Source organism: Roseicella frigidaeris, from assembly GCF_003258945.1.
Lineage (GTDB): Bacteria > Pseudomonadota > Alphaproteobacteria > Acetobacterales > Acetobacteraceae > Paracraurococcus > Paracraurococcus frigidaeris.
This window is the reverse complement of the sequence record NZ_QLIX01000017.1, coordinates 31,802-52,990: the sequence shown is the minus strand read 5'-3', so window position 1 is coordinate 52,990 and position 21,189 is coordinate 31,802. Positions and strand designations below refer to the sequence as shown.

At 73.4% G+C, this 21,189-nt stretch carries 22 protein-coding genes and 2 tRNA genes; 9 read left to right on the top strand and 15 right to left on the bottom strand.

Annotated elements, in window-relative coordinates; genetic code table 11:
• Positions 1 to 6 precede the first annotated feature (6 nt).
• The 5 genes from DOO78_RS18865 to DOO78_RS18845 all read right to left on the bottom strand — a co-directional run bounded on the left by DOO78_RS18865 (position 7) and on the right by DOO78_RS18845 (position 5,356).
• Positions 7 to 855: a fumarylacetoacetate hydrolase family protein gene (locus DOO78_RS18865; RefSeq protein ID WP_111471420.1), complete on the bottom strand. Its 849-nt coding sequence runs from the start codon at positions 853 to 855 to the stop codon at positions 7 to 9.
• Positions 856 to 924: 69 nt separating this feature from the next.
• Positions 925 to 1,674, bottom strand: a complete 750-nt coding sequence (locus tag DOO78_RS18860) for an SDR family oxidoreductase (protein WP_111471419.1) — start codon at positions 1,672 to 1,674, stop codon at positions 925 to 927.
• Between the two features lie 163 nt (positions 1,675 to 1,837).
• Positions 1,838 to 2,098, bottom strand: coding sequence for a hypothetical protein (locus DOO78_RS18855; protein WP_128080093.1), 261 nt, complete (start codon positions 2,096 to 2,098; stop codon positions 1,838 to 1,840).
• Between the two features lie 133 nt (positions 2,099 to 2,231).
• Positions 2,232 to 4,022: an IlvD/Edd family dehydratase gene (locus DOO78_RS18850; RefSeq protein ID WP_111471417.1), complete on the bottom strand. Its 1,791-nt coding sequence runs from the start codon at positions 4,020 to 4,022 to the stop codon at positions 2,232 to 2,234.
• A 290-nt stretch (positions 4,023 to 4,312) separates the two neighbouring features.
• Positions 4,313 to 5,356 carry an alpha/beta hydrolase gene (locus DOO78_RS18845; RefSeq protein WP_111471416.1) on the bottom strand — a complete coding sequence of 348 codons (1,044 nt, stop codon included), beginning with the start codon at positions 5,354 to 5,356 and terminating at the stop codon, positions 4,313 to 4,315.
• Positions 5,357 to 5,700: 344 nt separating this feature from the next.
• Here DOO78_RS18845 and DOO78_RS28460 point away from each other — a divergent pair, with 344 nt between their 5' ends.
• Positions 5,701 to 5,823 (top strand): hypothetical protein, encoded by a 123-nt coding sequence (locus DOO78_RS28460; RefSeq protein WP_279387811.1) that lies wholly within the window; start codon positions 5,701 to 5,703, stop codon positions 5,821 to 5,823.
• 124 nt (positions 5,824 to 5,947) lie between these two features.
• Here DOO78_RS28460 and DOO78_RS18840 read toward each other — a convergent pair whose 3' ends face one another.
• Positions 5,948 to 6,958 carry a C-terminal binding protein gene (locus DOO78_RS18840; RefSeq protein ID WP_243634605.1) on the bottom strand — a complete coding sequence of 337 codons (1,011 nt, stop codon included), beginning with the start codon at positions 6,956 to 6,958 and terminating at the stop codon, positions 5,948 to 5,950.
• Between the two features lie 172 nt (positions 6,959 to 7,130).
• On the opposite strand from DOO78_RS18840, the gene DOO78_RS18835 reads away from it, so the two are divergent.
• Positions 7,131 to 7,880 (top strand): SDR family NAD(P)-dependent oxidoreductase, encoded by a 750-nt coding sequence (locus tag DOO78_RS18835; protein ID WP_111471468.1) that lies wholly within the window; start codon positions 7,131 to 7,133, stop codon positions 7,878 to 7,880.
• A gap of 6 nt (positions 7,881 to 7,886) precedes the next feature.
• On the opposite strand, the gene DOO78_RS18830 is transcribed toward DOO78_RS18835, so the two are convergent.
• Positions 7,887 to 8,339, bottom strand: a complete 453-nt coding sequence (locus DOO78_RS18830; protein WP_111471414.1) for a hypothetical protein — start codon at positions 8,337 to 8,339, stop codon at positions 7,887 to 7,889.
• A gap of 100 nt (positions 8,340 to 8,439) precedes the next feature.
• Positions 8,440 to 9,477 carry a tRNA (adenosine(37)-N6)-threonylcarbamoyltransferase complex transferase subunit TsaD gene (gene tsaD, locus DOO78_RS18825; protein ID WP_111471413.1) on the bottom strand — a complete coding sequence of 346 codons (1,038 nt, stop codon included), beginning with the start codon at positions 9,475 to 9,477 and terminating at the stop codon, positions 8,440 to 8,442.
• Between the two features lie 41 nt (positions 9,478 to 9,518).
• Here tsaD and hemC point away from each other — a divergent pair, with 41 nt between their 5' ends.
• The 6 genes from hemC to DOO78_RS18795 all read left to right on the top strand — a co-directional run bounded on the left by hemC (position 9,519) and on the right by DOO78_RS18795 (position 15,480).
• On the top strand, positions 9,519 to 10,508 hold the full coding sequence (gene hemC / locus DOO78_RS18820) for a hydroxymethylbilane synthase (protein ID WP_243634604.1): 990 nt from the start codon (positions 9,519 to 9,521) through the stop codon (positions 10,506 to 10,508).
• Between the two features lie 4 nt (positions 10,509 to 10,512).
• A complete protein-coding gene (locus DOO78_RS18815) occupies positions 10,513 to 11,259 on the top strand; it encodes a uroporphyrinogen-III synthase (RefSeq protein ID WP_111471411.1) in 747 nt (248 codons plus the stop codon).
• Between the two features lie 9 nt (positions 11,260 to 11,268).
• A complete protein-coding gene (locus DOO78_RS18810) occupies positions 11,269 to 12,594 on the top strand; it encodes a hypothetical protein (protein WP_128080092.1) in 1,326 nt (441 codons plus the stop codon).
• Between the two features lie 4 nt (positions 12,595 to 12,598).
• Positions 12,599 to 13,879, top strand: a complete 1,281-nt coding sequence (locus DOO78_RS18805; RefSeq protein WP_111471409.1) for a heme biosynthesis HemY N-terminal domain-containing protein — start codon at positions 12,599 to 12,601, stop codon at positions 13,877 to 13,879.
• Positions 13,880 to 13,973: 94 nt separating this feature from the next.
• Positions 13,974 to 14,048: transfer RNA gene (locus DOO78_RS18800), tRNA-Thr, on the top strand.
• 151 nt (positions 14,049 to 14,199) lie between these two features.
• The gene (locus DOO78_RS18795; protein ID WP_111471408.1) at positions 14,200 to 15,480 is read left to right on the top strand and encodes a PepSY-associated TM helix domain-containing protein; all 1,281 of its coding nucleotides are present in this window, start codon (positions 14,200 to 14,202) and stop codon (positions 15,478 to 15,480) included.
• Between the two features lie 13 nt (positions 15,481 to 15,493).
• Here DOO78_RS18795 and DOO78_RS18790 read toward each other — a convergent pair whose 3' ends face one another.
• Positions 15,494 to 16,738 carry an ABC transporter substrate-binding protein gene (locus DOO78_RS18790; RefSeq protein ID WP_111471407.1) on the bottom strand — a complete coding sequence of 415 codons (1,245 nt, stop codon included), beginning with the start codon at positions 16,736 to 16,738 and terminating at the stop codon, positions 15,494 to 15,496.
• A 444-nt stretch (positions 16,739 to 17,182) separates the two neighbouring features.
• On the opposite strand from DOO78_RS18790, the gene DOO78_RS26995 reads away from it, so the two are divergent.
• On the top strand, positions 17,183 to 17,683 hold the full coding sequence (locus tag DOO78_RS26995) for an H-NS histone family protein (RefSeq protein WP_165838975.1): 501 nt from the start codon (positions 17,183 to 17,185) through the stop codon (positions 17,681 to 17,683).
• A 61-nt stretch (positions 17,684 to 17,744) separates the two neighbouring features.
• Here the strand turns inward: DOO78_RS26995 and DOO78_RS18780 are convergent, their stop codons facing one another.
• The 6 genes from DOO78_RS18780 to infA all read right to left on the bottom strand — a co-directional run bounded on the left by DOO78_RS18780 (position 17,745) and on the right by infA (position 21,130).
• Positions 17,745 to 18,230, bottom strand: coding sequence for a DUF421 domain-containing protein (locus tag DOO78_RS18780; RefSeq protein ID WP_111471406.1), 486 nt, complete (start codon positions 18,228 to 18,230; stop codon positions 17,745 to 17,747).
• A 438-nt stretch (positions 18,231 to 18,668) separates the two neighbouring features.
• Positions 18,669 to 18,744, bottom strand: a tRNA-Phe gene (locus DOO78_RS18775).
• Positions 18,745 to 18,851: 107 nt separating this feature from the next.
• Positions 18,852 to 19,046: a DNA gyrase inhibitor YacG gene (locus DOO78_RS18770; RefSeq protein WP_111471405.1), complete on the bottom strand. Its 195-nt coding sequence runs from the start codon at positions 19,044 to 19,046 to the stop codon at positions 18,852 to 18,854.
• Positions 19,039 to 20,193, bottom strand: a complete 1,155-nt coding sequence (locus tag DOO78_RS18765; protein ID WP_111471404.1) for a ribonuclease E/G — start codon at positions 20,191 to 20,193, stop codon at positions 19,039 to 19,041. Before DOO78_RS18765 ends, DOO78_RS18770 begins: the two co-directional genes overlap by 8 nt.
• A 124-nt stretch (positions 20,194 to 20,317) precedes the next feature.
• On the bottom strand, positions 20,318 to 20,905 hold the full coding sequence (locus tag DOO78_RS18760) for a Maf family protein (RefSeq protein ID WP_111471403.1): 588 nt from the start codon (positions 20,903 to 20,905) through the stop codon (positions 20,318 to 20,320).
• Positions 20,906 to 20,911: 6 nt separating this feature from the next.
• Complete coding sequence (infA, locus tag DOO78_RS18755) at positions 20,912 to 21,130, bottom strand: translation initiation factor IF-1 (RefSeq protein ID WP_111471402.1); 219 nt, start codon at positions 21,128 to 21,130, stop codon at positions 20,912 to 20,914.
• Between the last annotated feature and the right edge of the window lie 59 nt (positions 21,131 to 21,189).

Here is a 21,189-nt window from a genome sequence, read left to right as displayed (position 1 = left end):
CCGCGGTCAGCCCTGGTAGGCGACCGTCTTCTGCATCTGCTCGCCCAGCCCCTCGATGCCGAGCGTCATGGTCTGCCCCGCCTTCAGGAAGACCGGCGGCTTCATGCCGAGGCCGACGCCGGGCGGCGTGCCGGTGAAGATGACGTCGCCCGGATGCAGCGTGATCATGTGCGAGACATAGCTGACGACGGTCTTCACCCCGAAGATCATCGTCCGCGTCGAGCCGTTCTGCATCCGCTTGCCGTCGATATCGAGGAACATCGAGAGGTTCTGCGGGTCCGGCACCTCGTCCTTCGTCACCAGCCAGGGGCCGACCGGGCCGAAGGTGTCGCAGCCCTTGCCCTTGTCCCAGGAGCCGCCGCGCTCGATCTGCCATTCGCGCTCGGAGACGTCGTTGCCGACGGCATAGCCCGCGACATGCTCCAGAGCCTGCTCCTCGGCGACGCATTTGGCGCGGCTGCCGATGACGATGCAGAGCTCGACCTCCCAGTCGGTCTTCACGCTGTTCTTCGGGATGATGACGTCGTCATTCGGGCCGCAGAGGGCGCCGAGCGACTTCAGGAAGACGATCGGCTCCTTCGGCACCGGCGCGCCGGTCTCGGCGGCATGGTCGGCATAGTTCAGCCCGATGCAGACCAGGTTCTTCATGCCGCTGATGGGCGGCCCGAGGCGCGGCGTGCCGGGCACGGCGGGCAGGCTGGCCGGGTCGAGGGCCGCGAGCTTCGCCAGCCCGGCCGGCGACAGCGCCTCGCCCGCGAGGTCCGGGACGATGCCCGAGAGGTCGCGGATGGTGCCCGAGGCGTCGAGCAGCCCCGGCTTCTCCTGGCCGGCGGGCCCGTAGCGCAGCAGTTTCATTGCAGTCTCCTTGCGATGTCTCGCGCCGGCGCAAAGGGTTGGTGTGGCGGCCTTACGCCGGCGCGCAAGCTACAGCGTCCAGCCGCCGTCGATGACGACGGCCTGGCCGGTGACGAAGGTGCTCTCCGGGGTGGAGAGGTAGAGGACGAGCGCCGCGATCTCCTCGGCGGTGGCAAGCCGCCCCATGGCCTGGCGGGCGACGAAGGCGCCGCGCGCCTGCTCCAGCCCGCCCGCCGCCGCGGCATTGGCGGCGATGCGCTCGCCGAGGCTCGGCGTGTCCACCGTGCCGGGGCAGACCGCGTTGCAGCGGATGCCGCGGGTGACGTAGTCGGTCGCCACCGACTTGGTCAGCCCGATCACGGCGGCCTTGGTGGTGCCGTAGAGGAAGCGGTTCGGCGCGCCCTTCACCGAGGAGCAGGCGGAGGCCATGTTGACGATGGCGCCGCCGCCTTTCTCGAGCATGCCCGGCAGGGCGGCGCGGATGGTCTGCCACATCGCCCGCACATTGAGGGCGAAGGCGAAGTCCCAGTCGCCATCGGTGCAGCTCTCGACCGTGTTCTGGTGCACGAAGCCGGCGCAGTTGAACAGGATGTCGAGCGGCCCGGCGCCGGCGATGGCCGCGGCGACGGCGGCATCGTCCAGCACGTCGAGCGCCTGGGTCTCGATGCCGGCCGCCTCCAGCCCGGCCAGCTTGCCGGCATCGCGGTCGGTGGCGAGTACGCTCGCGCCCTCCGCGGCATAGGCCAGGGTGGCGGCACGGCCGATCCCCTGGCCCGCGGCCGTCACGAAGCACCGCCTGCCCTGCAGCCTGCCCGCCATGGTGTGCGCCCCGCCCTTGAATCGGCGGCCATCATCGCGGCGGCGCCCGGCGCGTCAATGGGGCTGGGCGCGGTCTCCGCTCCCGGTGGCTCCGGGGGCCGGACAGCAGAACGCCGCGGCCCAGGCGGGCCGCGGCGTCAGCGGGTGGACGGATCGCGTGGTGCTATCGCGCCGAGCGCTCGGCCAGGACCACGCGCCGCCCAGGGCGGGCGGCCGGTCCGGACTGCGCCTGGCGGTCCTTCGCCACCGCCGGCTTGGCGCCTTGCACCACCTGCGTCGTCGGGGGCGCCGGGAGGAAGGCACGCTGGTTCTGCTGCAAGGTGCGCGACGTCAGGGTTCCCGGCAGGGCATCGCTGCCCTGGGCGAGGGCAGGGGCCGCGGCCAGGCCGAGCAGCAGACCTGCGGCAAGCGAAATGCGCGACATGGACATCGACCTCAAGGGAGAGGGCGGCCCGATAGCCGCCCGATTACACCCAGATTTGGGGAATTTCCCCGGCGCTGCCAATGCGAAGTGTCGATGGGGGTCATTCGTCGCGCAAATCGCCCCCGTTTGAAGATCAGTGGTTGTGGCGACTCTCGCCCCTGCTCTCCAGCACGTTGAGATACAGCGTCGCCGGCTCCAGGCAAGCGCCGGTGCCGAGCTGTCCGACCATGCTGCGCTGGATCTCCTCCCAGGGCGTCTTGTTCGGCAGCTTCGGCGGCTGCCAGGCGGCGCGCCGCGCGGCCAGCTCGGCCTCCGGGATCAGCAGGTCCACCTTGCGGGTGTTGAGGTCGATGCGGATCGGGTCGCCCGACTTCATCAGGGCGAGGCCGCCGCCGACCGCCGCCTCGGGCGAGATGTTGAGGATGGAGGGGCTGCCGGAGGTGCCGCTCTGCCGCCCATCCCCCATGGTCGGCAGCGTGTCGATGCCGGCTTTGATCAGCGCCGCGGGGGGCTGCATGTTCACCACCTCGGCGCTGCCGGGATAGCCGACCGGGCCGCAATTGCGGATCACCAGCACGGTGCGCTCGTCGATGCCGAGCGAGGGGTCCTCGATGCGGTCGTGGTAGTCCTCCGGCCCCTCGAAGACCACGACCTTGCCCTCGAAGACGTTCGGCGGATCGGCGAGGAAGCGGCGCCGGAAGCTCTCGTCGATGACCGAGATCTTCATCACCGCATTGTCGAAGATGTTGCCCGAGAGGATGGCGAAGCCGGCATGCTGCTTCATCGGGCTGCCATAGGCGCGGATCACCTCGCGGTCCGGCTCCTCCAGCCTCTCGAGGTTGGAGGCGTAGCTGCGGCCGGTCACGGTCATGGCGTCGCCATGGAGCTTGCCGGCCTGCAGCAGCTCCCGCATCACCGCCGGCACGCCGCCGGCGCGGTGGAAGGCCTCGCCGAGGAAGCGGCCGGCGGGCTGGCAATCCACCAGCAGCGGGATGTCGTGGCCGATGCGGTCCCAGTCCTCGATCGTCAGCGCGACGCCCATGTGCCGGGCGATGGCGATGATGTGCGGCGGGCAGTTGGTGGAGGCGCCGATGGCCGAGGCGGCGACGATGGCGTTCTCGAAGGCCTGGCGCGTCAGGATGTCGGAGGGGCGCAGGTTCTCGTGCACCATCTCGACGATGCGCCGCCCGGTGGCATAGGCCATCTGCCCGCGCTCCCGGAAGGGGGCGGGGATGGCGGCGCAGCCGGGCAGGGACATCCCCAGCGCCTCGGCCAGGGAGTTCATCGACAGCGCCGTGCCCATGGTGTTGCAATGGCCGACGCTGGTGGCGCTGGAGGCGACCAGCTCCATGAAGCGCTCGTAGTCGATCTCGCCGGCCGCGAGCTGCTTGCGCGCCGCCCAGACGATGGTGCCCGAGCCGGTGAGCTGGCCGCGGAAATGCCCGTCCAGCATCGGCCCGCCGGAGAGCACGATGGCCGGGATGTTCACCGTCGCCGCGCCCATCAGGCAGGCGGGCGTCGTCTTGTCGCAGCCGGTGGTCAGCACCACGCCGTCGAGCGGATAGCCGTGCAGCACCTCGACCAGGGAGAGATAGGCGAGGTTGCGGTCGAGCGCCGCGGTCGGCCGCTTGCCCGTCTCCTGGATCGGGTGGATGGGAAACTCCAGCGGGATGCCGCCGGCGGCGATGATGCCGTCCCGCACCCGCTTCGCCAGGTCGAGATGGTGGCGGTTGCAGGGGGCGAGGTCGCTGCCGGTCTGGGCGATGCCGATGATCGGCTTGCCCGATTGCAGCTCGCCCCGCGTCAGGCCGAAATTGAGGTAGCGCTCGGTGTAGAGCGCCGTCATGCCCGGGTCCTCCGGGTCGTCGAACCAGCGTTGGCTGCGCAGCTTGAAGGACTTCTTGGTCTGGTCGGAGCCGGCCATGGCGATCTCTCCCGCGGGGGGCGAAGCTGGACCACGATCCGCTCACTCGGGTTCGCGGACCATGGTCCAGCGCGTTGTTTGGTCGTGTGATTCACGCCTTCGGTGCGCCCACCTCAGGCGATCACGCCCTAGGCCATGATCCGCTCACTGCGGTTCGCGGACCATGGTCCAGGGCCTTGTTTGGTCGTGTGATTCACGCCTTCGGTGAGTCCACCTCAGGCGATCACGCTCTAGCCTGCCGTGCCCCGGGGTGGAACACCCCGGGGCCGCCGCGCCGCTGGTGCCAGGGGTCAGCCCATCGCCTCCTCGAGGAAGACCTGCACCGCCTGGAACAGGGCGCCGCGGTTGCGCTCCATGGCGATGCTGTGGGTGCCCTCGGCCAGCATCACCAGCCGCTTGCCCGGGCTCGCGGTCAGCAGCGGGAAGATCGTCGCCGCCATGGCCGGCGGCGTGTCGCGGTCCCATTCCGCCACCACCAGCAGCACCGGGGCGCGGATCTTGGCCGGGTCGTAGAAGGGCTCCCGGCCGGGCGCCCAGTAATCCGCCAGGTCCTGCAGCACGCCGTTCGGCGCCCGCAGCACCGGCGGGCTCTGCCGCTGCCCCTCGGGATCGGTCGCCCAGGTCACGCCGGCCCAGTGCTCGAACCAGCCGGGCGGGATCAGGGCGGCGGCCTTCTCGGCCGGCACGCCGTTCAGCCAGCGCTGCTTCGCCGCCGCCTGCGTCACCGTGCGGTAGGCGCCGAGCGTGCCGCCATTCGGCCCGATCGGCGGCGGCCCCTGCAGGGTCCAGAGCGGCGCGTAGAGCACCACGCGCTCGACCAGCGCCGGGTTGTCGGCGGCGTAGCGCGCCATCAGCGAGGTGCCCCAGGACCAGCCCATGACGGTGATCTTCGGCAGGCCGCGGCGCTGGCGGATGAACTCGGCGACGGCGGCGATGTCGGCGACGGCCTGCTCGCCCCGCTCGACGGGCGGGCTCTCCGCCGCCGGCCGCGCCATCTCCGGCGGCCGCGTGCTGCGGCCATAGCCGCGCAGGTCCATGCACCACACATCGAAGCCGCGGCCGGCGATGTAATCCATCCAGGACAGGCCGCCGAGCGGCAGGTCGAAGGTGGTGCTCGCCGGATAGGTGGCGCCATGGACGAAGAGCAGGGTGCGATCCGGGCGCGGCGCGGCGGCGCCCTCCGGCCGCTTGTTGCGCAGGAACAGCTCGATGCCGGCATCCTTCGTCGGCACCGAGAACTCCTCCGTCGCCAGCGCCGGGGCCTGCGCCTCGGCCGCGGCGGGCAGCAGCAAGGGGGTGGCGAGCGGGACCGAGAGCAGGGCGCGCCGATGCATGACGTCTCTCCGGGATTTGCTTAGCCACCAGCCTAGAGCAGATCGCGGCGGGGCGGGAAAGTCCGGCTGGTCCTCCCGCGGCGCGGCGATGGCGCGCCGGCCGGCGCCGGGGCTGGTCGGCGGGGGCCGGTCGGCGGGGGCGGGCCGCCGGCCTGGGGGCCGCTGCCTTGGAGGGGCCCTGGATACCCGCCGTGGCGCATGGCCGGAGGACCGGGAGCGCGGCGCTTCGCCTCGCCCGACCCTGCCGGGGCCCGGGCCCCGGGGCGGCGCCGCCTGTCCAAGGCTTCACTGGACCGGTGGGCGCGGGCGCGGGCATAGGCGGCCGCGCCACCGAAGGACCGCCCATGCGAGTCGCCGCCCTCCTGCTGCTCGGCCTGCTGGCCGCCTGCGACCATGTGAAGCCGAGCCCGGTCGGCACCAATTGCGTGCATTACGGCCGCAACCCAATGCCCGTCTGCAGCAACTGAGGCCGGCGCGCAGGACGCGGCCCCTTGCCCTGCCGCGGCGACGCCGCGGCAGGCTGCGACCTGCCTCAGGCTCGAGGTGAATCACGGGGCCCCGACGGCGACGCGCAGCGACGCCGTGGAGGTCTCAATCGCTCTCCGGCGGGATGACGTTGCTCCGCAGCCCGTCCACCAGCACGTCGCGCATCGTCTCGATGCTCTTGCGCCGGATGTCGTCCCAGGCCTCGGGCGTGTGGAAGGCGATATGCGGCGTGATCGCCAGCCGCCCCGTCAGCCAGGGCTCGCGCGCCCGATAGGCGCGGAGCAGCGAGGGCAGCGGCTCGCGCGGCGGCTCCTCGGGGATCACGTCGAGGCCGGCGCCGGCGATGTGGCCGTCCCGCAGGCAGCGCTCCAGCGCGTCGATGTCGAGGATCGGGCCGCGCGCCGTGTTCACCACCACGGCGTTGCGCGGCAGCAGCCGCAGCTCCCGCTCGCCGATCAGCCCGCGCGTGGTGCGCGTCAGCGGGCAATGGATGGAGAGCACGTCGGATTGGGCCAGCAGCTCGTCCAGCGTGCGGGCGCGGGCGATGCCGAGCGCCCGGTCCCAGCCATTCGGCTGGTAGGGATCATGGAACACCACCTGGTAGCCGAGCGCCTTGGCCCGCAGCGCCGCGGCGCTGCCGATGCGCCCGAGGCCGAGGATGCCGAAGCGCTGCACCTCCTGCCGCCGGTGCAAGGGCGAGGGCAGCACCGCCCAAGGGGCCGGCGCCTCGCCGCGCTGGGTGTCGTGATACAGCAGCAGGCCGCGGCGCAGCGAGAGGGCGAGCAGCACGGCGAATTCGGCGACCTCCATCGTGCCGTAATCCGGCACGTTGGCGACCAGGATGCCGCGCGCGGCGCAGGCGGCGCGGTCGACGCGGTCATAGCCGACGCCCATGCGCACCACCACCTTGAGGCGCGGGAAGCGGGCGATCTGCTCGGCCGGCACCGCCATGCGCAGGGTCATCAGCCCATCCACCTCGGCGAGCAGCGACTCCGGCAGCTCGGCGAGGCTCGCCTTGGCGTTGCCCTGCAGGATGCGCACGCCCGGGCCGAGGATCTCCTGCTCGAGCCTGGTATCGGGATAGAGCCCCTCGGGCTCGAGCACCGTCAGCGTCACGCGCATCCTCCTCGCAGCATGGTCCGGCCAGGATGCGGGCCGGCCAAGGGGAGGACAAGCAGGGGACGACAGGCGGGGGGACGACAAGCGGGGGGGGCAGGCGGGCGGCGGTGCGGCCGCTTCCCGGGGCCGGGGCGGCGCCGCATGATCGCGCGGCAAGCGGAGCATGGCGATGGCGGAGCGCAGATACCTGATCACCGGCGCGGCGAGCGGCATCGGCGCCGCGCTCTGCCGGCTGCTCGCCGGTCCCGGCGTGGCGATCGCCCTGCACACGCGGAAGAACCGCGCGGGGGTGGAGCAGGTGGCCGAGGCGGTGCGGGCGGCGGGCGGCCGGGCGGAGGCGCTGCTCGGCGACCTCGCCGAGGCCGGGGCGCCGGAGCGGGCGGTGGAGGCCGCGGCGGCGGCGCTCGGCGGCCTCGACGTGGTGGTCGCCAATGCCGGCTTCGCCGACCGCACCCCGGTCGCGGCGCTGAGCGACGCGGCCTTCACCGCGAGCCACGACGCCATCACCCTGGCCCTGCTCCGCCTCGCCCGCGCGGCGCAGCCGCATCTGGCGGCGGGCACGCAGCCGCGCCTGGTCGCCGTCTCCTCCTTCGTCGCGCATGTCTTCCGGCTGGAGCAGCCGCTCTTTCCCGCCTCGGCCGCCGCCAAGGCGGGGCTGGAGGCGCTGGTCCGGGCGCTGGCCATCGAATGGGCGCCGGGCATCACGGTGAATGCCGTCGCCCCCGGCTTCACCCGCAAGGATGCCGGCGCGCATGCCGCGCTCAGCCCCGCGGCCTTCGAGGAACGGATCGCCCGCATCCCGCTGCGCCGCCTCGGCGAGCCGGCGGAGGTGGCGGCGGCGATCGCCTTCCTGGCCTCGCCGGCCGCCGGCTACGTCACCGGCCAGGTGCTGCATGTGGATGGCGGCATCACCGCCTAGGCCGCGTCAGGCGGTGCTGGCCTCGGCGCGGTCGATGCGGCGCAGGCCGCCGACCAGCATCAGCGCCGCGGCGAGCAGGGCGACCAGGCCCCAGCCGGGATCGATCCAGGGGGTGCGCGAGCCGCTCATCGCCTCGATGGCGGCCCGCAGCCCGCTCCAATGCGTGACCGCCGCGATGAGCGCGCCGAGCGCCGGCAGGAACATCATCACCCCCGCCGCGGCGGCGATCGGCAGGCGCAGTGGGCGGAGGTGCGGCAGCAGCCCGGCGGCGAGGGCGAGCGCCAGCACGGCGAGCTTCAGCAGGGTCATCAGCGGCACCGCCTGCCAGGCCGAGAGGCCGAGCAGCGCGCGGTCGGCGCCGCGGACATGCAGCACGGGCAGGAAGAAGGCGGTGACCACCGCCAGCGCCACCCCGCCGAACAGCAGCGCCAGCGCGGCGCCGTCCCTCGATCGATCCATGGAAGCCTCCCATCCTCCCGGGTCCTTCGGTGCCCAGGATGGAGGGATCGTAACAATTCAGCCAGATTTCGCCAGGGAAATCGGCCCGGCGCCGGCCGCGTCAGGCCGCCAGCCCCTCCAGCGGCCAGCGCGGCCGGGGCGCGTGGCCGAGCTCGTCCGGCAAGCCGCGGCGCAGCCGCTGCACCCCGGCCCAGGCCACCATGACGGCATTGTCGGTGCAGAGGCGGATCGGCGGCGCCACCAGCGGCAGCCCGGCGGCAGCGGCCGCCCCCGCCAGCGCCGCCCGCACCGCGGCATTGGCGGCGACCCCGCCCGCCACCACCAGCGCGCTGGCCGCCGGCACCAGGGCCAGGGCGTGGCGCGCCCGGTCCGCCAGCACCGCGGCGACGGCGGCCTGGAAGCCGGCGGCGAGATCGGCGCGGTCCTGCTCCGTCGCGCCGGGCAGCCGCGCCAGGGCATGCGCCACCGCGGTCTTGAGGCCGGACCAGGAGAAGTCGCAGCCCGGCCGGCCGAGCAGCGGCCGCGGCAGCGGGATGCGGGCCGGATCGCCGCTGGCCGCCAGGCGCTCCAGCGCCGGCCCGCCCGGCCAGGGCAGGCCGAGCAGCTTGGCCGCCTTGTCGAAGGCCTCGCCCACGGCGTCGTCGAGCGTCGTGCCGAGCCGACGGTAGCGGCCGACCCCGGCGACCTCGACGCATTGGCAATGGCCGCCCGAGAGCAGCAGCAGCAGATAGGGGAAACGCACCGGCCCGGCGGCGAGGCCGGGCAGGGTGGCGGTCAGGGCATGCGCCTCGAGATGGTTCACCGCGACGAAGGGCAGGTCATGCGCGAGCGCGATGCCCTTGCCGAGCGTCGCGCCGACGATGAGCCCGCCGATCAGCCCGGGGCCGGAGGTGGCGGCAACGCCGGCGAGATCGGCATAGCCGAGCCCGGCCTGCCGCATCACCTGTCCGACCAGTTGCGGCAGCGCATCGAGATGCGCCCGCGCCGCGATCTCCGGCACCACGCCGCCATAGGGGGCGTGCTCCGCCAGCTGGCTCAGCACCGCCTCGGCCAGGATCGTGCCATCCGCGCGGAGAATCGCCGCCGCGGTCTCGTCGCAGCTCGATTCCAGCCCCAGCACCGCCGCCCGATCGTCCATCCCACTTTCCCATCCATGGCCGCGGCCCTATGAGGGCGCCCATGTCCGCCGGCCATCCCCTGTCCGAGGTTCCGCGCCACGGCAGTGCCCTGCCGCTGCGCGTCGGCACGCGCGGCTCGCCGCTCGCCTTGTGGCAGACCCGGCACTTCCTCGCCATCATCAGCGATCTCTGCCCGGTCCTGCGCGCGGCGCAGGCCTTCGAGGAGCATGTCATCGCCACCTCGGGTGACCGCATCCTCGACCGGCGCCTCGCCGATATTGGCGGCAAGGGCCTCTTCGCCAAGGAGATCCACGAGGCGCTGCTCGACCGCCGGATCGATTTCGCGGTCCACAGCCTGAAGGACCTGGAGACCGAGCTGCCCCCCGGCATCGTCCTCGCCTGCACCCTGAAGCGCGAGGATGCGCGGGATGCGATCGTGCTGGGCGAGGGCTGCGGCGTGCCCGACGCCGCCGATCCCTATGCCTGCCTGCCGGCCGGCGCCCTGGTCGGCACCGCCTCGGTCCGCCGGCAGAGCCAGATCCTCTTCGCCCGCCCGGATCTCCGCTGCGGCGTCATCCGGGGCAATGTGCAGACCCGGCTCGGCCGGGTGCGCAGCGGCGAGTTCACCGCCAGCCTGCTGGCGCTCGCCGGGCTGAAGCGCCTCGGCATGGCCGAGCAGGCGGCGATCGTCCTCGACCCGGAGGCGATGGTGCCGGCCGCCGGGCAGGGGATCGTCGGCATCACCGTCCGCGAATCGAACGAGGAGCTGTGCGAGCTGCTCTCGGCCATCGAGGACCGCGAGGCGGCGGCCGTCAGCCGGGCCGAGCGCGCCTTCCTCGCCGCGCTCGACGGCTCCTGCCGCACGCCGATCGGCGGCCATGCGCGGCTGCTGCCGGATGGCCAGCTGCACCTGACCGGGCTGGTGGCGCGGCCGGACGGCTCCTTCCTGCTGAAGCGCGCCCTGACCGGCCTGGTGAAGCAGGCGCGGGAGCTGGGCGCCGAGCTGGGCCGCAGCCTGCGCGCGGACAGCCCCGCCGACCTCTTCGCCTGACGCCATGGCGTCGCCCGCGACGCCGCCCGGCGTGCTGGTCACCCGCCCGGAGCCCGGCGGGGCGGAGACGGCGCATCGGGTGGCCGGCCTCGGCTGGCGGCCGGTCCTCGCCCCCGCCCTGGTCCTGGCCGCGCGCCCCTTCGCCCTGCCGCCGGCCCAGGCCCTGCTGCTGACCAGCCGGGCCGCCGCCCGCGCCCTGCCGCTGGGCGAGGGCCTGGAGGACCGGCTGGGCGACCTGCCGGTGCTGGCGGTGGGCGAGGCGACGGCCACCGAGGCGCGGGCCCGCGGCTTCGCCCGGGTGGCGGCGGCGGCGGGCGATGCCGCGGCGCTGGCGGCGCTGGCGGCCCGCAGCCTCGACCCGGCGGCCGGGCCGCTGCTGCTGGCCGTGGGCGAGGGCTACGGCGCCGAGCTCGCGGCCGGGCTGCGCGCGCACGGCTTTCGCGTGCTGCGCCGCGTCGCCTATGCGGCGCGGCCGGCCGCCGCGCTGCCCGAGACGGCGCTCGCCGCCTTGCAACGGGATGGTGAGGTTGTTGCCGCCCTGTTCTTCTCGCCCCGTTCGGCGCGGCGTGCCATCTCCCTCCTCAAGGCCTCCGGCCATGCCGCAACCGCGGCGTCGATGGAGGCGTTGGTCATCAGCCCGAGAGTTGCCGAGGCGGCGGTCCGGGCCCTCGCACCCCTGGCTTGGCGCGCGGTGCGAGTCGCCGGTCGGCCCGACCAGGACTCATTGTTGGCTTTGCTCGGTCCCAGGTAGGCTGCACCCATGAGCGAGACTCCCGAGACACCCGCCGGCACCCCTGGTGGTGGCACCCCTGGCACCACCCCGTCGCCGACGCCCCGCAACTCGCCGCTGGACCCGCCCGCGCCGAAGCGCCTCGACCCGGCGGCGGTGATGATCGTCCTTGGCGGCGTCGTGCTCCTGCTCGCCCTGTGGTGGCTGCTGAAGACGCCGCGCTCGACGAACGAGGCCGGCGTCGACCCGGCGCGCGTGGCGCAGCTCGAGCAGCGGCTCGGCGCGCTGGAGGGGGTGCGCGGCGAGCTCGGCACGCTCGGCGGCCGGCTGCAGGCGCTGGCGCCGCTGGAAGGCCGGGTGCAGGCGCTCGAGAACAAGCCGCCGCCGCAGATGCCGGACCTGCGGCCGCTGGAGGGGCAGGTGGCCTCGCTCGCCGAGCGCGCGGCGGTGGCCGAGCGCGGCGCGGCGCAGGCGACCGACCGCGCCGCCGCCAATGAGCGCCGGCTGCAGGCGCTGGAGGCGAAGCCGGCCTTCGATCCCGCCGCCGTCGCGCCGCGCGCCGCCTTCGATGCGCTGGGCACGCGGGTGGAGGCGCAGGCGACGCGGCTGCAGCAGCTCGATGCCGATCTCACACGGCGTCTGCAGGAGGCGCAGCGCGCCGACGAGCAGCGCGAGCAGGCGGCGCAGCAGGCGCTGACGCAGAAGCTGCAGGAGGCGGCCCGCGCCGATGAGCAGCGCGACCAGGCGGCGCAGCAGCGGCTGCAGACGCTGGAGCAGACGACGCAGCAGAAGCTCGGCGCGCTCGACGCGGCGCTCGGCCAGCGCGTCGCGGCGCTGGAGCAGGCGCAGAAGCAGATGCAGGCGCTGGAGAGCCGCACCGCGCGGCTCGCCGCCATCGACAGGCTGCGCGGCGCGCTCGGCGCCGGCCAGCCGCTCGGCGAGGCGCTCGCCCGCATCGACCAGCCGCCGCAGGCCCTCGCCCGCTTCGCCCAGGCGGCGCCGCCGACCGAGGCCGCGCTCCGCCTCTCCTTCGAGGACGCGGCCAAGGCGGCGCGCGCCGCCTCGGACGCGGCGATGCAGCCCGATGGCAGCAAGCCGGGCGTGATGGACAGCGCGCTGACCCGGCTCGGCGGCCTCGTCACCATCCGCCGCGGCGACCAGGTGGTCTGGGGCGATGCGGCGGAGGCGGAGATCGAGCGCGCCCGCCGCGCCCTCGAGGCCGGGGATGTCGAGATGAGCCTGCAGCACATCGACCGGCTGCCGCCGCCCGCGCGGCAGGCGATGCAGGGCTGGGCCGACCAGGCGCGGGCGCTGCTCGCGGCGCGCGCCGCGCTGCGCCAGCTGGCGGCGGGCTGAGCCGATGCGCGCTGCGATCGCAGTCCTGCTGCTGCTGGTCATCGGCGTCGCCGCGGCGATGTACCTGGCCGAGCTCGGCGGCACCGTGCAGATCCAGGTGGGCGATGCCTGGATCGGCACCAGCTTCCCCATCGCGTTGCTGCTGCTGGCCCTCGGCTTTCTGGTGCTGCACGGCATCCTGGTGGCGATCGGCGCGCTGCGGCGGCTGCCGCGACGGCTGCGCGAGAAGCGGGCGCTGCGCCGGCGGGCGGATGGCGACGCCGCGGTGACGCGGGCGCTGATCGCGCTCGCGGCCGGCACCGCGGAGGCGGCGCGGCTCGAGGTGCGCAAGGCCCGCCAGCATCTCGGCGACACGCCGCAGACCCTGTTGCTGGCGGCCGAGGCCGAGCGGCTGTCCGGCCGCGAGGATGCGGCGGCCGAGGCGTTCCGCACCCTGGCCGAGCGCGAGGATGCCCGCTTCCTCGGCCTGCGCGGCCTGCTGCGGCAGGCGATGCAGCGGGGCGACTGGGAGGCGGCGCAGGCCCTGGCGCGGGAGGCCGAGACGATCCAGCCCGGCGCCGCCTGGCTGCGCGAGGAGCGGGCGGAGCTGGCGCTCCGCACCCATGACTGGCGCGAGGCGCTCGCCCTCTCGGCGCCCGAGACGCCGAAGCCGGTGCTGGCCCTGGCGGCGGCGGCGCAGGAGCCGGATGCGACCAAGGCGGCCGAGCTGGAGCGGCAGGCCTTCCAGCTCGACAAGGGCTTCGCGCCGGCGGCGATCGCGCATGCGCAGCGGCTGCGCGAGGGCGGCAGCCCGCGGCGGGCGCGGGCGGTGCTGGAGGAGGCCTGGGCCGCGGCGCCGCATCCCGACCTCGCCGAGGCCTATCTGGTGGACGAGCCGGACGTGCTGATGCGGGTGAAGGCGGTGGAGCAGCTCATCCGCCGCAACCCGGAGGCGGCCGAGAGCCGGCTGCTGCTGGCCCGCATCGCCTTGGCCGCCGGGCTGACCGGGCGGGCACGGGCGGCGCTGGATGCGCTGGTGGCCTCGGGCGAGGCGGATCGGCGGGCCTATCTGCTGCTGGCCGAGCTCGAGGAGGCCGAGCATGGCGAGACCGCCGAGGCGCGGGCGGCGCAGGCCCGCTGGCTGCGCCAGGCCGCCGCGGCGTCGCCGGAGCCGGCCTGGCGCTGCGCGCATTGCGGCACGGAGCAGCCGCGCTGGACGCCGGTCTGCACGAGCTGCGGCACGGTCGGGCAGATCGCCTGGACCTCCCCCGCGCGCCCCGCGATGCCGGCGGCGAGCGCGGCCTGAGCCGGGGGGCCGCGGCGGCCTGCCCGCGGAAGAGAATTGCGCAGGGGGCGTTGCCCTTTGCGGGCGGCGCGTGTATCTCCCCGCCGCCTGGAACGCCGACATAGCTCAGCGGTAGAGCAACTGATTCGTAATCAGTAGGTCCCCAGTTCAATCCTGGGTGTCGGCACCAGCGATCCTGCCTCCCCCTCCGGACCACCCTGGGCTGCTCGCCCCGCTGCGTCCTGGCCGCGGCCCGGGGCGCATCGCGCTTGCCGGCGGGGCCGCCCCGCGTCCATAGGGTGCCGCCTCCCACGCGCTGCAAGACGGAACGAGGGCAAATCATGCGCCAGGCTGCCGGGCTGTTGCATCGCTGGGTCGGGCTGTTCATCGCCGGCTTCCTGATCGTCACCGGCCTCACCGGTGCGGTCATCTCCTGGGACCACGAGCTGGACGAGTGGCTGAACCCGCATCTGACCGAGGCCCGCGTCCCTGGCCCGGCCTTGCCGCCGCTCGAACTGGCGCGGGCCGTCGAGGCGCGCGACCCGCGGGTGCGCGCCACCTTCGTCCCGCTCTCCGTCGAGCCTGGGGAATCCCTGGCGATCTTCGTGCAGCCGGCGGTCGATCCGGCGACCGGCCGGCTGTACGAGCCTGGCTACAACCAGGTCTTCCTCGACCCCGCGACCGGGGAGGAGCTCGGCCGCCGCGAATGGGGCCAAGCCTGGCCGATCAGCCGCGAGACGCTGGTCTCCTTCCTCTACAAGCTGCATTTCAGCCTGCACATGCCAGAGGTCTGGGGCATCGACCGCTGGGGCATCTGGCTGCTCGGCGGCATCGCCATCCTCTGGACGATCGACTGCTTCATCGGCTTCTACCTGACCCTGCCGCCGCGGCCAGCGCCGCGGCGCGACCGCCCGGCGGCGGTGACGCGGCAACTCTCCCGCGGCACCTGGGCGCGCTGGAAGCCGGCCTGGATGATCAAGCGCTCCGGCAGCAGCTACCGCATCACCTTCGACATCCATCGCGCCGTCAGCCTCTGGACCTGGGCGCTGCTGCTGACGCTCGCCTTCACCGGCTTCTCGCTCAACCTCTACCGCGAGGTCTTCCTGCCGCTGATGTCGCAGGTCTCGCAACTCAGCCCGACGCCCTTCATGGAACGCGCCCCGGCGCCGCTGCACGCCCCCATCGCGCCGCGCATCACGCGCGAGGAGGCCGTGGCGCTCGGCCAGGCGGAGGCCTCGCGGCGCGGCTGGGCCGAGCCGGCCGGCAGCCTGTTCTACGCGCCGGGCTTCGGCCTCTACGGCCTCCGCTTCTTCCAGCCGGGCGACGAGCATGGCGCGGCCGGGGTGGGGCCGCCGCTGCTCTACCTCGACGGGCAGGATGGCCGCATCCTCGGGCGGCAGGAGCCCTGGGTCGGCACCGCCGCCGACATCTTCGTCCAGGCGCAATTCCCGCTGCATTCCGGGCGCATCCTCGGCCTGCCGGGGCGGATCCTCATCTCCGTCATGGGCGTCGTCGTCGCCGTGGTCAGCGCCACGGGCGTGCTGATCTGGTGGCGCAAGCAATCCGCGCGGTCCCGCGTCGCCCGCCGGCGCGCGGCGATGGTGCCGGCGCCGGGGGAATAGGCGCCGCGCCCGGTCAGGCGCGGATGAGGGGGCAGCCGCCTTCGCCGAGCGGGCGGAAGGCCTGCTCCGCCTCGGTGGTCTGCAGCAGCTTGTAGTAGTCGAAGGGGCCGCGGCTCTCCTCGGGCTTCTTCACCTCGAAGAGATAGGCCGGGTGGAGCTTCCGCCCGTCCTCGCGGATGCGGCCGGGGCCGAAGGCGTCGTCGTCGCAGGGCATCGCCTTCATGCGGGCCACGGTGGCCGCGCCATCGGCCTTGGCCGCCGCCAGGCCGAGATCGGCGGCCGCCTTCAGGTAATGCAGCGTCGCCGAATACTCGCCGGCCTGGATCATGCTGATGGGGACCTGGCCGGCGAGCGCGCGGGCGCGCTGGGCGAAGGCGCGGGTGCGGTCGTTGAGGTCCCAGTAGAAGGTCTCGGTGCAGACCAGCCCCTGCGCCACCGGCAGGCCGAGCGCATGCACATCCGGCAGGAACATCAGCAACGACGCCACCTTGATGCCGCGCCGGGTCATGCCGAACTCCGCCGCCTGCTTGATGCAGTTCACCGTATCCGTGCCGGCATTGGCGAGGCCGATCACCTTGGCGCCCGAGGCCTGGGCCTGCAGCAGGAAGGAGGAGAAATCCGTCGTGCCCGGGAAGGGCGTGCGGACCGCGCCCAGCACCTTGCCGCCATTCGCCTGCACGAAGCGCGTGGTGTCGCGCTCCAGCGAATGGCCGAAGGCGTAGTCGGCGGTGATGAAGAACCAGCTCGTGCCGCCCGCCTTCACCGTGGCGCCGCCGGTGGAGTTGGCGAGCATGTAGGTGTCGTAGACCCAGTGCACGGTGTTCGGCGTGCAGGCGCGGCCGGTGAGGTCGGAGGTCGCGGGCGAGGTGGCGAGCATCACCTTGTTCTTCTCCCGCGACAGCTCGGCGACGGCGAGGGCGGCGGCGGAGGAGGTGATGTTGACGACGGCATCGACGCCGTCGCGGTCGTACCATTGCCGCGTGATGTTCAGCGCGACGTCCGGGCGGTTCTGGTTGTCCGCCACCAGCACCTCCACCTGCAGGCCGAGGCGGGCCGCCTCCTGCGCCGCGAGGCGGGTGCAGGCGACGGAGACGGGGCCGTTGATGTCGCGATAGGGCCCCGCCATGTCGGTCAGCACGCCGATGCGGATGGGGCCGGCCGCCTGGGCGCGAGCCGGGCGCCAGGGCAGGCCCGCGGTGGCGGTGGCGGTGGCGGCGGCGGCGCCGGCCTGCAGCAGCGATCGTCTGGTCGTCTCCACGGCACGTTTCCCCCGGCGCCGTCCTGCGGCGCTGTTTTCGTTTGGACGCAGGGCCGATCCTAGACGGGGGCGGGACGGGAGGGCCAGGGCGTGCCGGGGCGAAGCCGGTCCGCGCCGCTCTCGCCCGCCGGCGCCCCCCTCTGGTGCCCCCCTCTGGCACACTGGCACTCGAAATGCCGCATCTCAGCCAGCAGGGCGGCCGCGCCCGCACAAAGCGATCTTCAGATTATCGGCATGCCGCCTATCCGAAAACGGCCGGGACGGCCCGGACATAATCCTCGTGATCGGTCATCGGCCATCATCCCTTGGCCATCCCGGAAGGCTTGAATCCTGCCAGGGTCAGGCCAGCGCCGGCTTTCGAGGGGCCGATGCCGCCCTTCGGCCTCTTTTGGGAGGCGCGCGATGCCCAAATGTCCCGCGCGATGGCGCCAATTCCACCATGCCGTGACCAAAACCCTGATCGCGCCGAACAATGTCATATTTGACAGCATTGATCGTCGAGACCGTGGTAGCGGCGGGTTTCCCGTTTCGCCTCGGCTCTGCTATGGCCTTTGGAAAGAACGAAGGGTCATCAGCATGGCGAATAATAACAGCCCCCGGCGCAGCTTCGACCTGGACGGGATGAGCGTTGCCGAGCTTACGGCGCTTCGCGACGCCGCGGAGGCGAAGCGGCTGGAGAAGCTGGAGGATGCCAAGACCGCTGTCATCGAGCGCGCCAGGGCGGAAATCGAGCAGCTTGGCCTGTCCTTCGAATCCGTCTTCCCCAAGGTCGCGCAGTCGCCCGCCGAGTCTTCCCGGCGGACGCGCCGGGACGCCGGGGCGCCTGTGCCGGTGAAATTCCGCGGCCCGAACGGCGAAACCTGGAGCGGGCGCGGCAGGATGTCCAAATGGCTCCAGGCATTGGAAGCCGAGGGCCAGAGCCGGGCAGACTTCGCCGTGAAATAGGGCGACGGCAAGCCAGGCGAGCCGCGGAGAGCGTTCCGCGGCTTGGCCAAGCACCCGGCCTTCAATTCGATTTTAAACCCGCGCTGAGGGTGCCGTCGCTTTCCAGGATAAGAAAGGCGACGTCTTCGATGTCTCGCCCACCCGCGGAGCGCACGGCGCTCAAGGCCTCGCCATGGGTGATCCTTTCGCGCCTCATGGCTGCTTCACAATACGCGCCGTCGCGCGCCAGCAGGCTTGGTTCCGATCGGACTGCCTTTGCGAAGGCGGGGAAGCGGACGGAGGTATAGGCAACGGCATATTGCAGGAGGATCAGCAGGGTTAGGGCAACCATCCCTTCAGCTAAGGCAACGGACTCCTGCAACAAGATGGCGGACAGCGTGGACCCAAGCGCGACGGTGACGACAAGATCAAAGGCGTTCAGCTTGGCGAGCGTACGTTTGCCCGAAATGCGCAGGAACAGAACTAATAAGGTATAGGCCAGCGCGCCGACGATGAGCGTCCGTACGATCCCTTCCCAGTTTTGAAAAAACATACTCGTCCAATTCATGGGATGATCCTGTCGTGCTGTTGGCGGCGTGGCGCCGCGCGCGGGGTGTGACCGGAGGACTGGTGCGGCAGCGGCCGATGGCGTGCGGTCAGGATCCTCGATAAGGCGGTTATCGCTGACGGTCGTCTGGGTCCGCGCCAGCCGCAGCGCGGCTGCACACCTGCCCGGATGCTCCGTGATCTCGGGGACGCGACGCTTGCCTGCGCGCGGGTGCAGGGCGCGCGGTGGCCCCTCGACCGCAGCGTGAACGCGGCCGGCGCCGCGGCGATCGCAGCCCATGAACAATGGATCAGGGGATTGGAGATGCCGAAGGCGTCGATGCGGGGCGCGCCTGCTGCCGCGGCAATCCGCGCGCGAGGGCCGGCGAGACCGATCGGGCCGCCGCCATCTCGGCGCCTTTCAAGCGCCTGGGGAGACTCGACGGACCGGGAAAAGGGATGGTGCCCAGGGGCGGAATCGAACCACCGACACTGCGATTTTCAGTCGCATGCTCTACCAACTGAGCTACCTGGGCCCAAGCATCCGGCCCCGTCTGGGGGCCGCCGGCAGAGGAGGCGGGAGATAGCGGAAGCCCCGGGGGCTGTCCACCCGCCGCGCAGCGAATTCGCGCCCGTCTCGGCCTCAGTCGCCCTCGTCCGGCCCGCTCTCCGGCGGCTCGCCGGGGATGGCGTAATTGCCCGTCAGCCAGCGCCCCAGATCCACCTGCCGGCAGCGCGCCGAGCAGAAGGGCCGGACGCGGCTCTCCGGCGCCACCGACTTGCCGCAGACCGGGCAGGGGCGGGCGGGGCGCGGCGGCGGGGTGGCGGGCTCAGCCATGCGGACGCTCCTCGATCTCGGCCCCCGAACGCCCCGGCTCGACGAGAAGCTGCAAGGGCGTGCCGAGCGCCGCCGCCGCCTCCTCCAGCGCGCCCGGCAGATCGGCGAGGGCGGTCAGCACGGCGGGCGCCGCCCGCAGCGCCCAACGCCGTCCGGGCCGCGCCGCGGCCTCGCGCGCCGCCCGGCGCAGCGCCGCCAGCCCCTGGCTCAGCGGCGAAAGCGGCCAGCCGAGCAGCTCGTGCAGCGGCGGATGGATGCGCTGGCGCTGGATCTCGAACAGGCCGAGCGGGCCGAGACCGAGCAGCCGCGCCAGCGGATCGGGCGCGAGCGCCGCGGCGAGCGGCCCGGCCAGCGTCGCGCGCCGCTTCGCCGTCAGCCCCGCCACATCCAGCAGGATCGCCCCGGCGAGGCTGCGCAGGCGGATCTGCCGCGCCGCCTCGGCCACCGCCGCCCCGTTCAGGCGGAGCTGCGCCTCCGGGTCGCGGGTGCCGGCGATGCTGCCGGCATCGACATCGATGGCGGTGAGCGCCGGCGTCGGGTGGATCAGCAGCCGGCCGCCGCCGGGCAGTGGCACCTCCGGCCCGGCGAGCAGATCGAGCTCGGCCTCGATTGCCTCATCGAAGACCGGCGCATGGCTCAGCGCCACGCGCGCCGGGCCGAGCGCCGCGCGCAGCCGGGCGGCGAGCGGGGCGCTGTCGGTGCGGAGCATGGCCTCCGGATGGGCGCGGGCCAGGCGCAGCGCCGCCACCGGTCCGCGGGCGATCAGCGCCGGGCCGCCGGCGGGGGCCGCGGCCACCCGGGCCGCCTCGGCCGGCGTCAGCCGCGCGGTCAGGCGTGGCCCCTTGCCCCCCTGCGCGGCGCGGGTGACGCGCACGGCCAGGTATTGCCCCTCGCTGATGGCGCGGGCGATCGGCTGCTTCGCGGCGCCGACGGCCGATTCCGGCAGGAAGCCGGTCTCGCCCCCGGCCATGGCGAGGAAGGCGCCGGCCATCGCCGGGGCGAGGGCGGTGACGCGCGCCCGATGCAGGTCGCCGAGCCCATCGGGACGGCCGGGCCGCTCGAGATGGAAGGCGGCCAGCCGCTCGTCCTCATCGAGCAAAGCGGTGCGCCATTCGCCCGGCGAGGCGGACAGCAGGATCAGCGTCACGGCCGCCCCTGGGGCGACTGGTCTGGAGCGCGATCGCCCGGGCTGGACTCACCGAAGGCGCGACTCACGCGGTCGAACAAGGGCCTGGACCATGATCCGCGAACCCGAGGGAGCGGATCATGGTCTAGGGCCGCAGCCACCCGGCGCCCCGCAGCAGCTGCGCCGTCTCGAAGAGCGGCAGGCCGATGACGTTGGAATGCGAGCCCGAGAGGAAGCGCACGAACATCTCCGCCCCGCCCTGGATGGCGTAGCCGCCCGCCTTGCCCTGCCACTCGCCGCCGGCGAGATAGGCGGCGATCTGCGCCTCGGTCAGGCGCTGGAAGGCGACCACGGTATCGACCAGCCGGGTGCCGCAGCCGCCATCCGGCCGCCGCAGCGCGACGCCGGTATAGACATGGTGCCGGCGGCCGGAGAGCAGCTCCAGGCAGCGCCTGGCCTCGGCCTCGGTCTCCGCCTTGGGCAGGATGCGGCGGCCGACGCCGACCACGGTATCCGCCGCGAGCACCAGCGCGCCGGGGGCGTGGGCGGCGGCGGCGGCGGCCTTCTCGGCAGCCAGGCGCGCGGCGAGCTGGCGCGGCAGCTCCTCCCTGCGGGGCGTCTCGTCGGTCTCGGTGGGCAGGATGCGGTCCGGGACGATGCCGATCCGGGCCAGCAGGTCACGCCGCCGCGGACTGGCCGAGGCCAGCACCAGGGGCGGCCGCTCAGCGGGCAAGGGCGCCTACTTGAAGCGGAAGGTGATGCGGCCCTTGGTGAGGTCGTAGGGCGTCATCTCGACATTCACCCGGTCGCCGGCGAGGACGCGGATGCGGTTCTTGCGCATCTTCCCGCTGGTATGGGCGAGCACCATGTGCTCGTTGTCGAGTTTGACGCGGAACATCGCGTTGGGCAGCAGCTCCACCACGGTGCCGCTGAACTCGATCATATCCTCTTTTGACATCCGAAACCTTATCTGCGCGCGACGTGGCCCGCCGCGTCGACCTGCAATGCCGCGAGCAG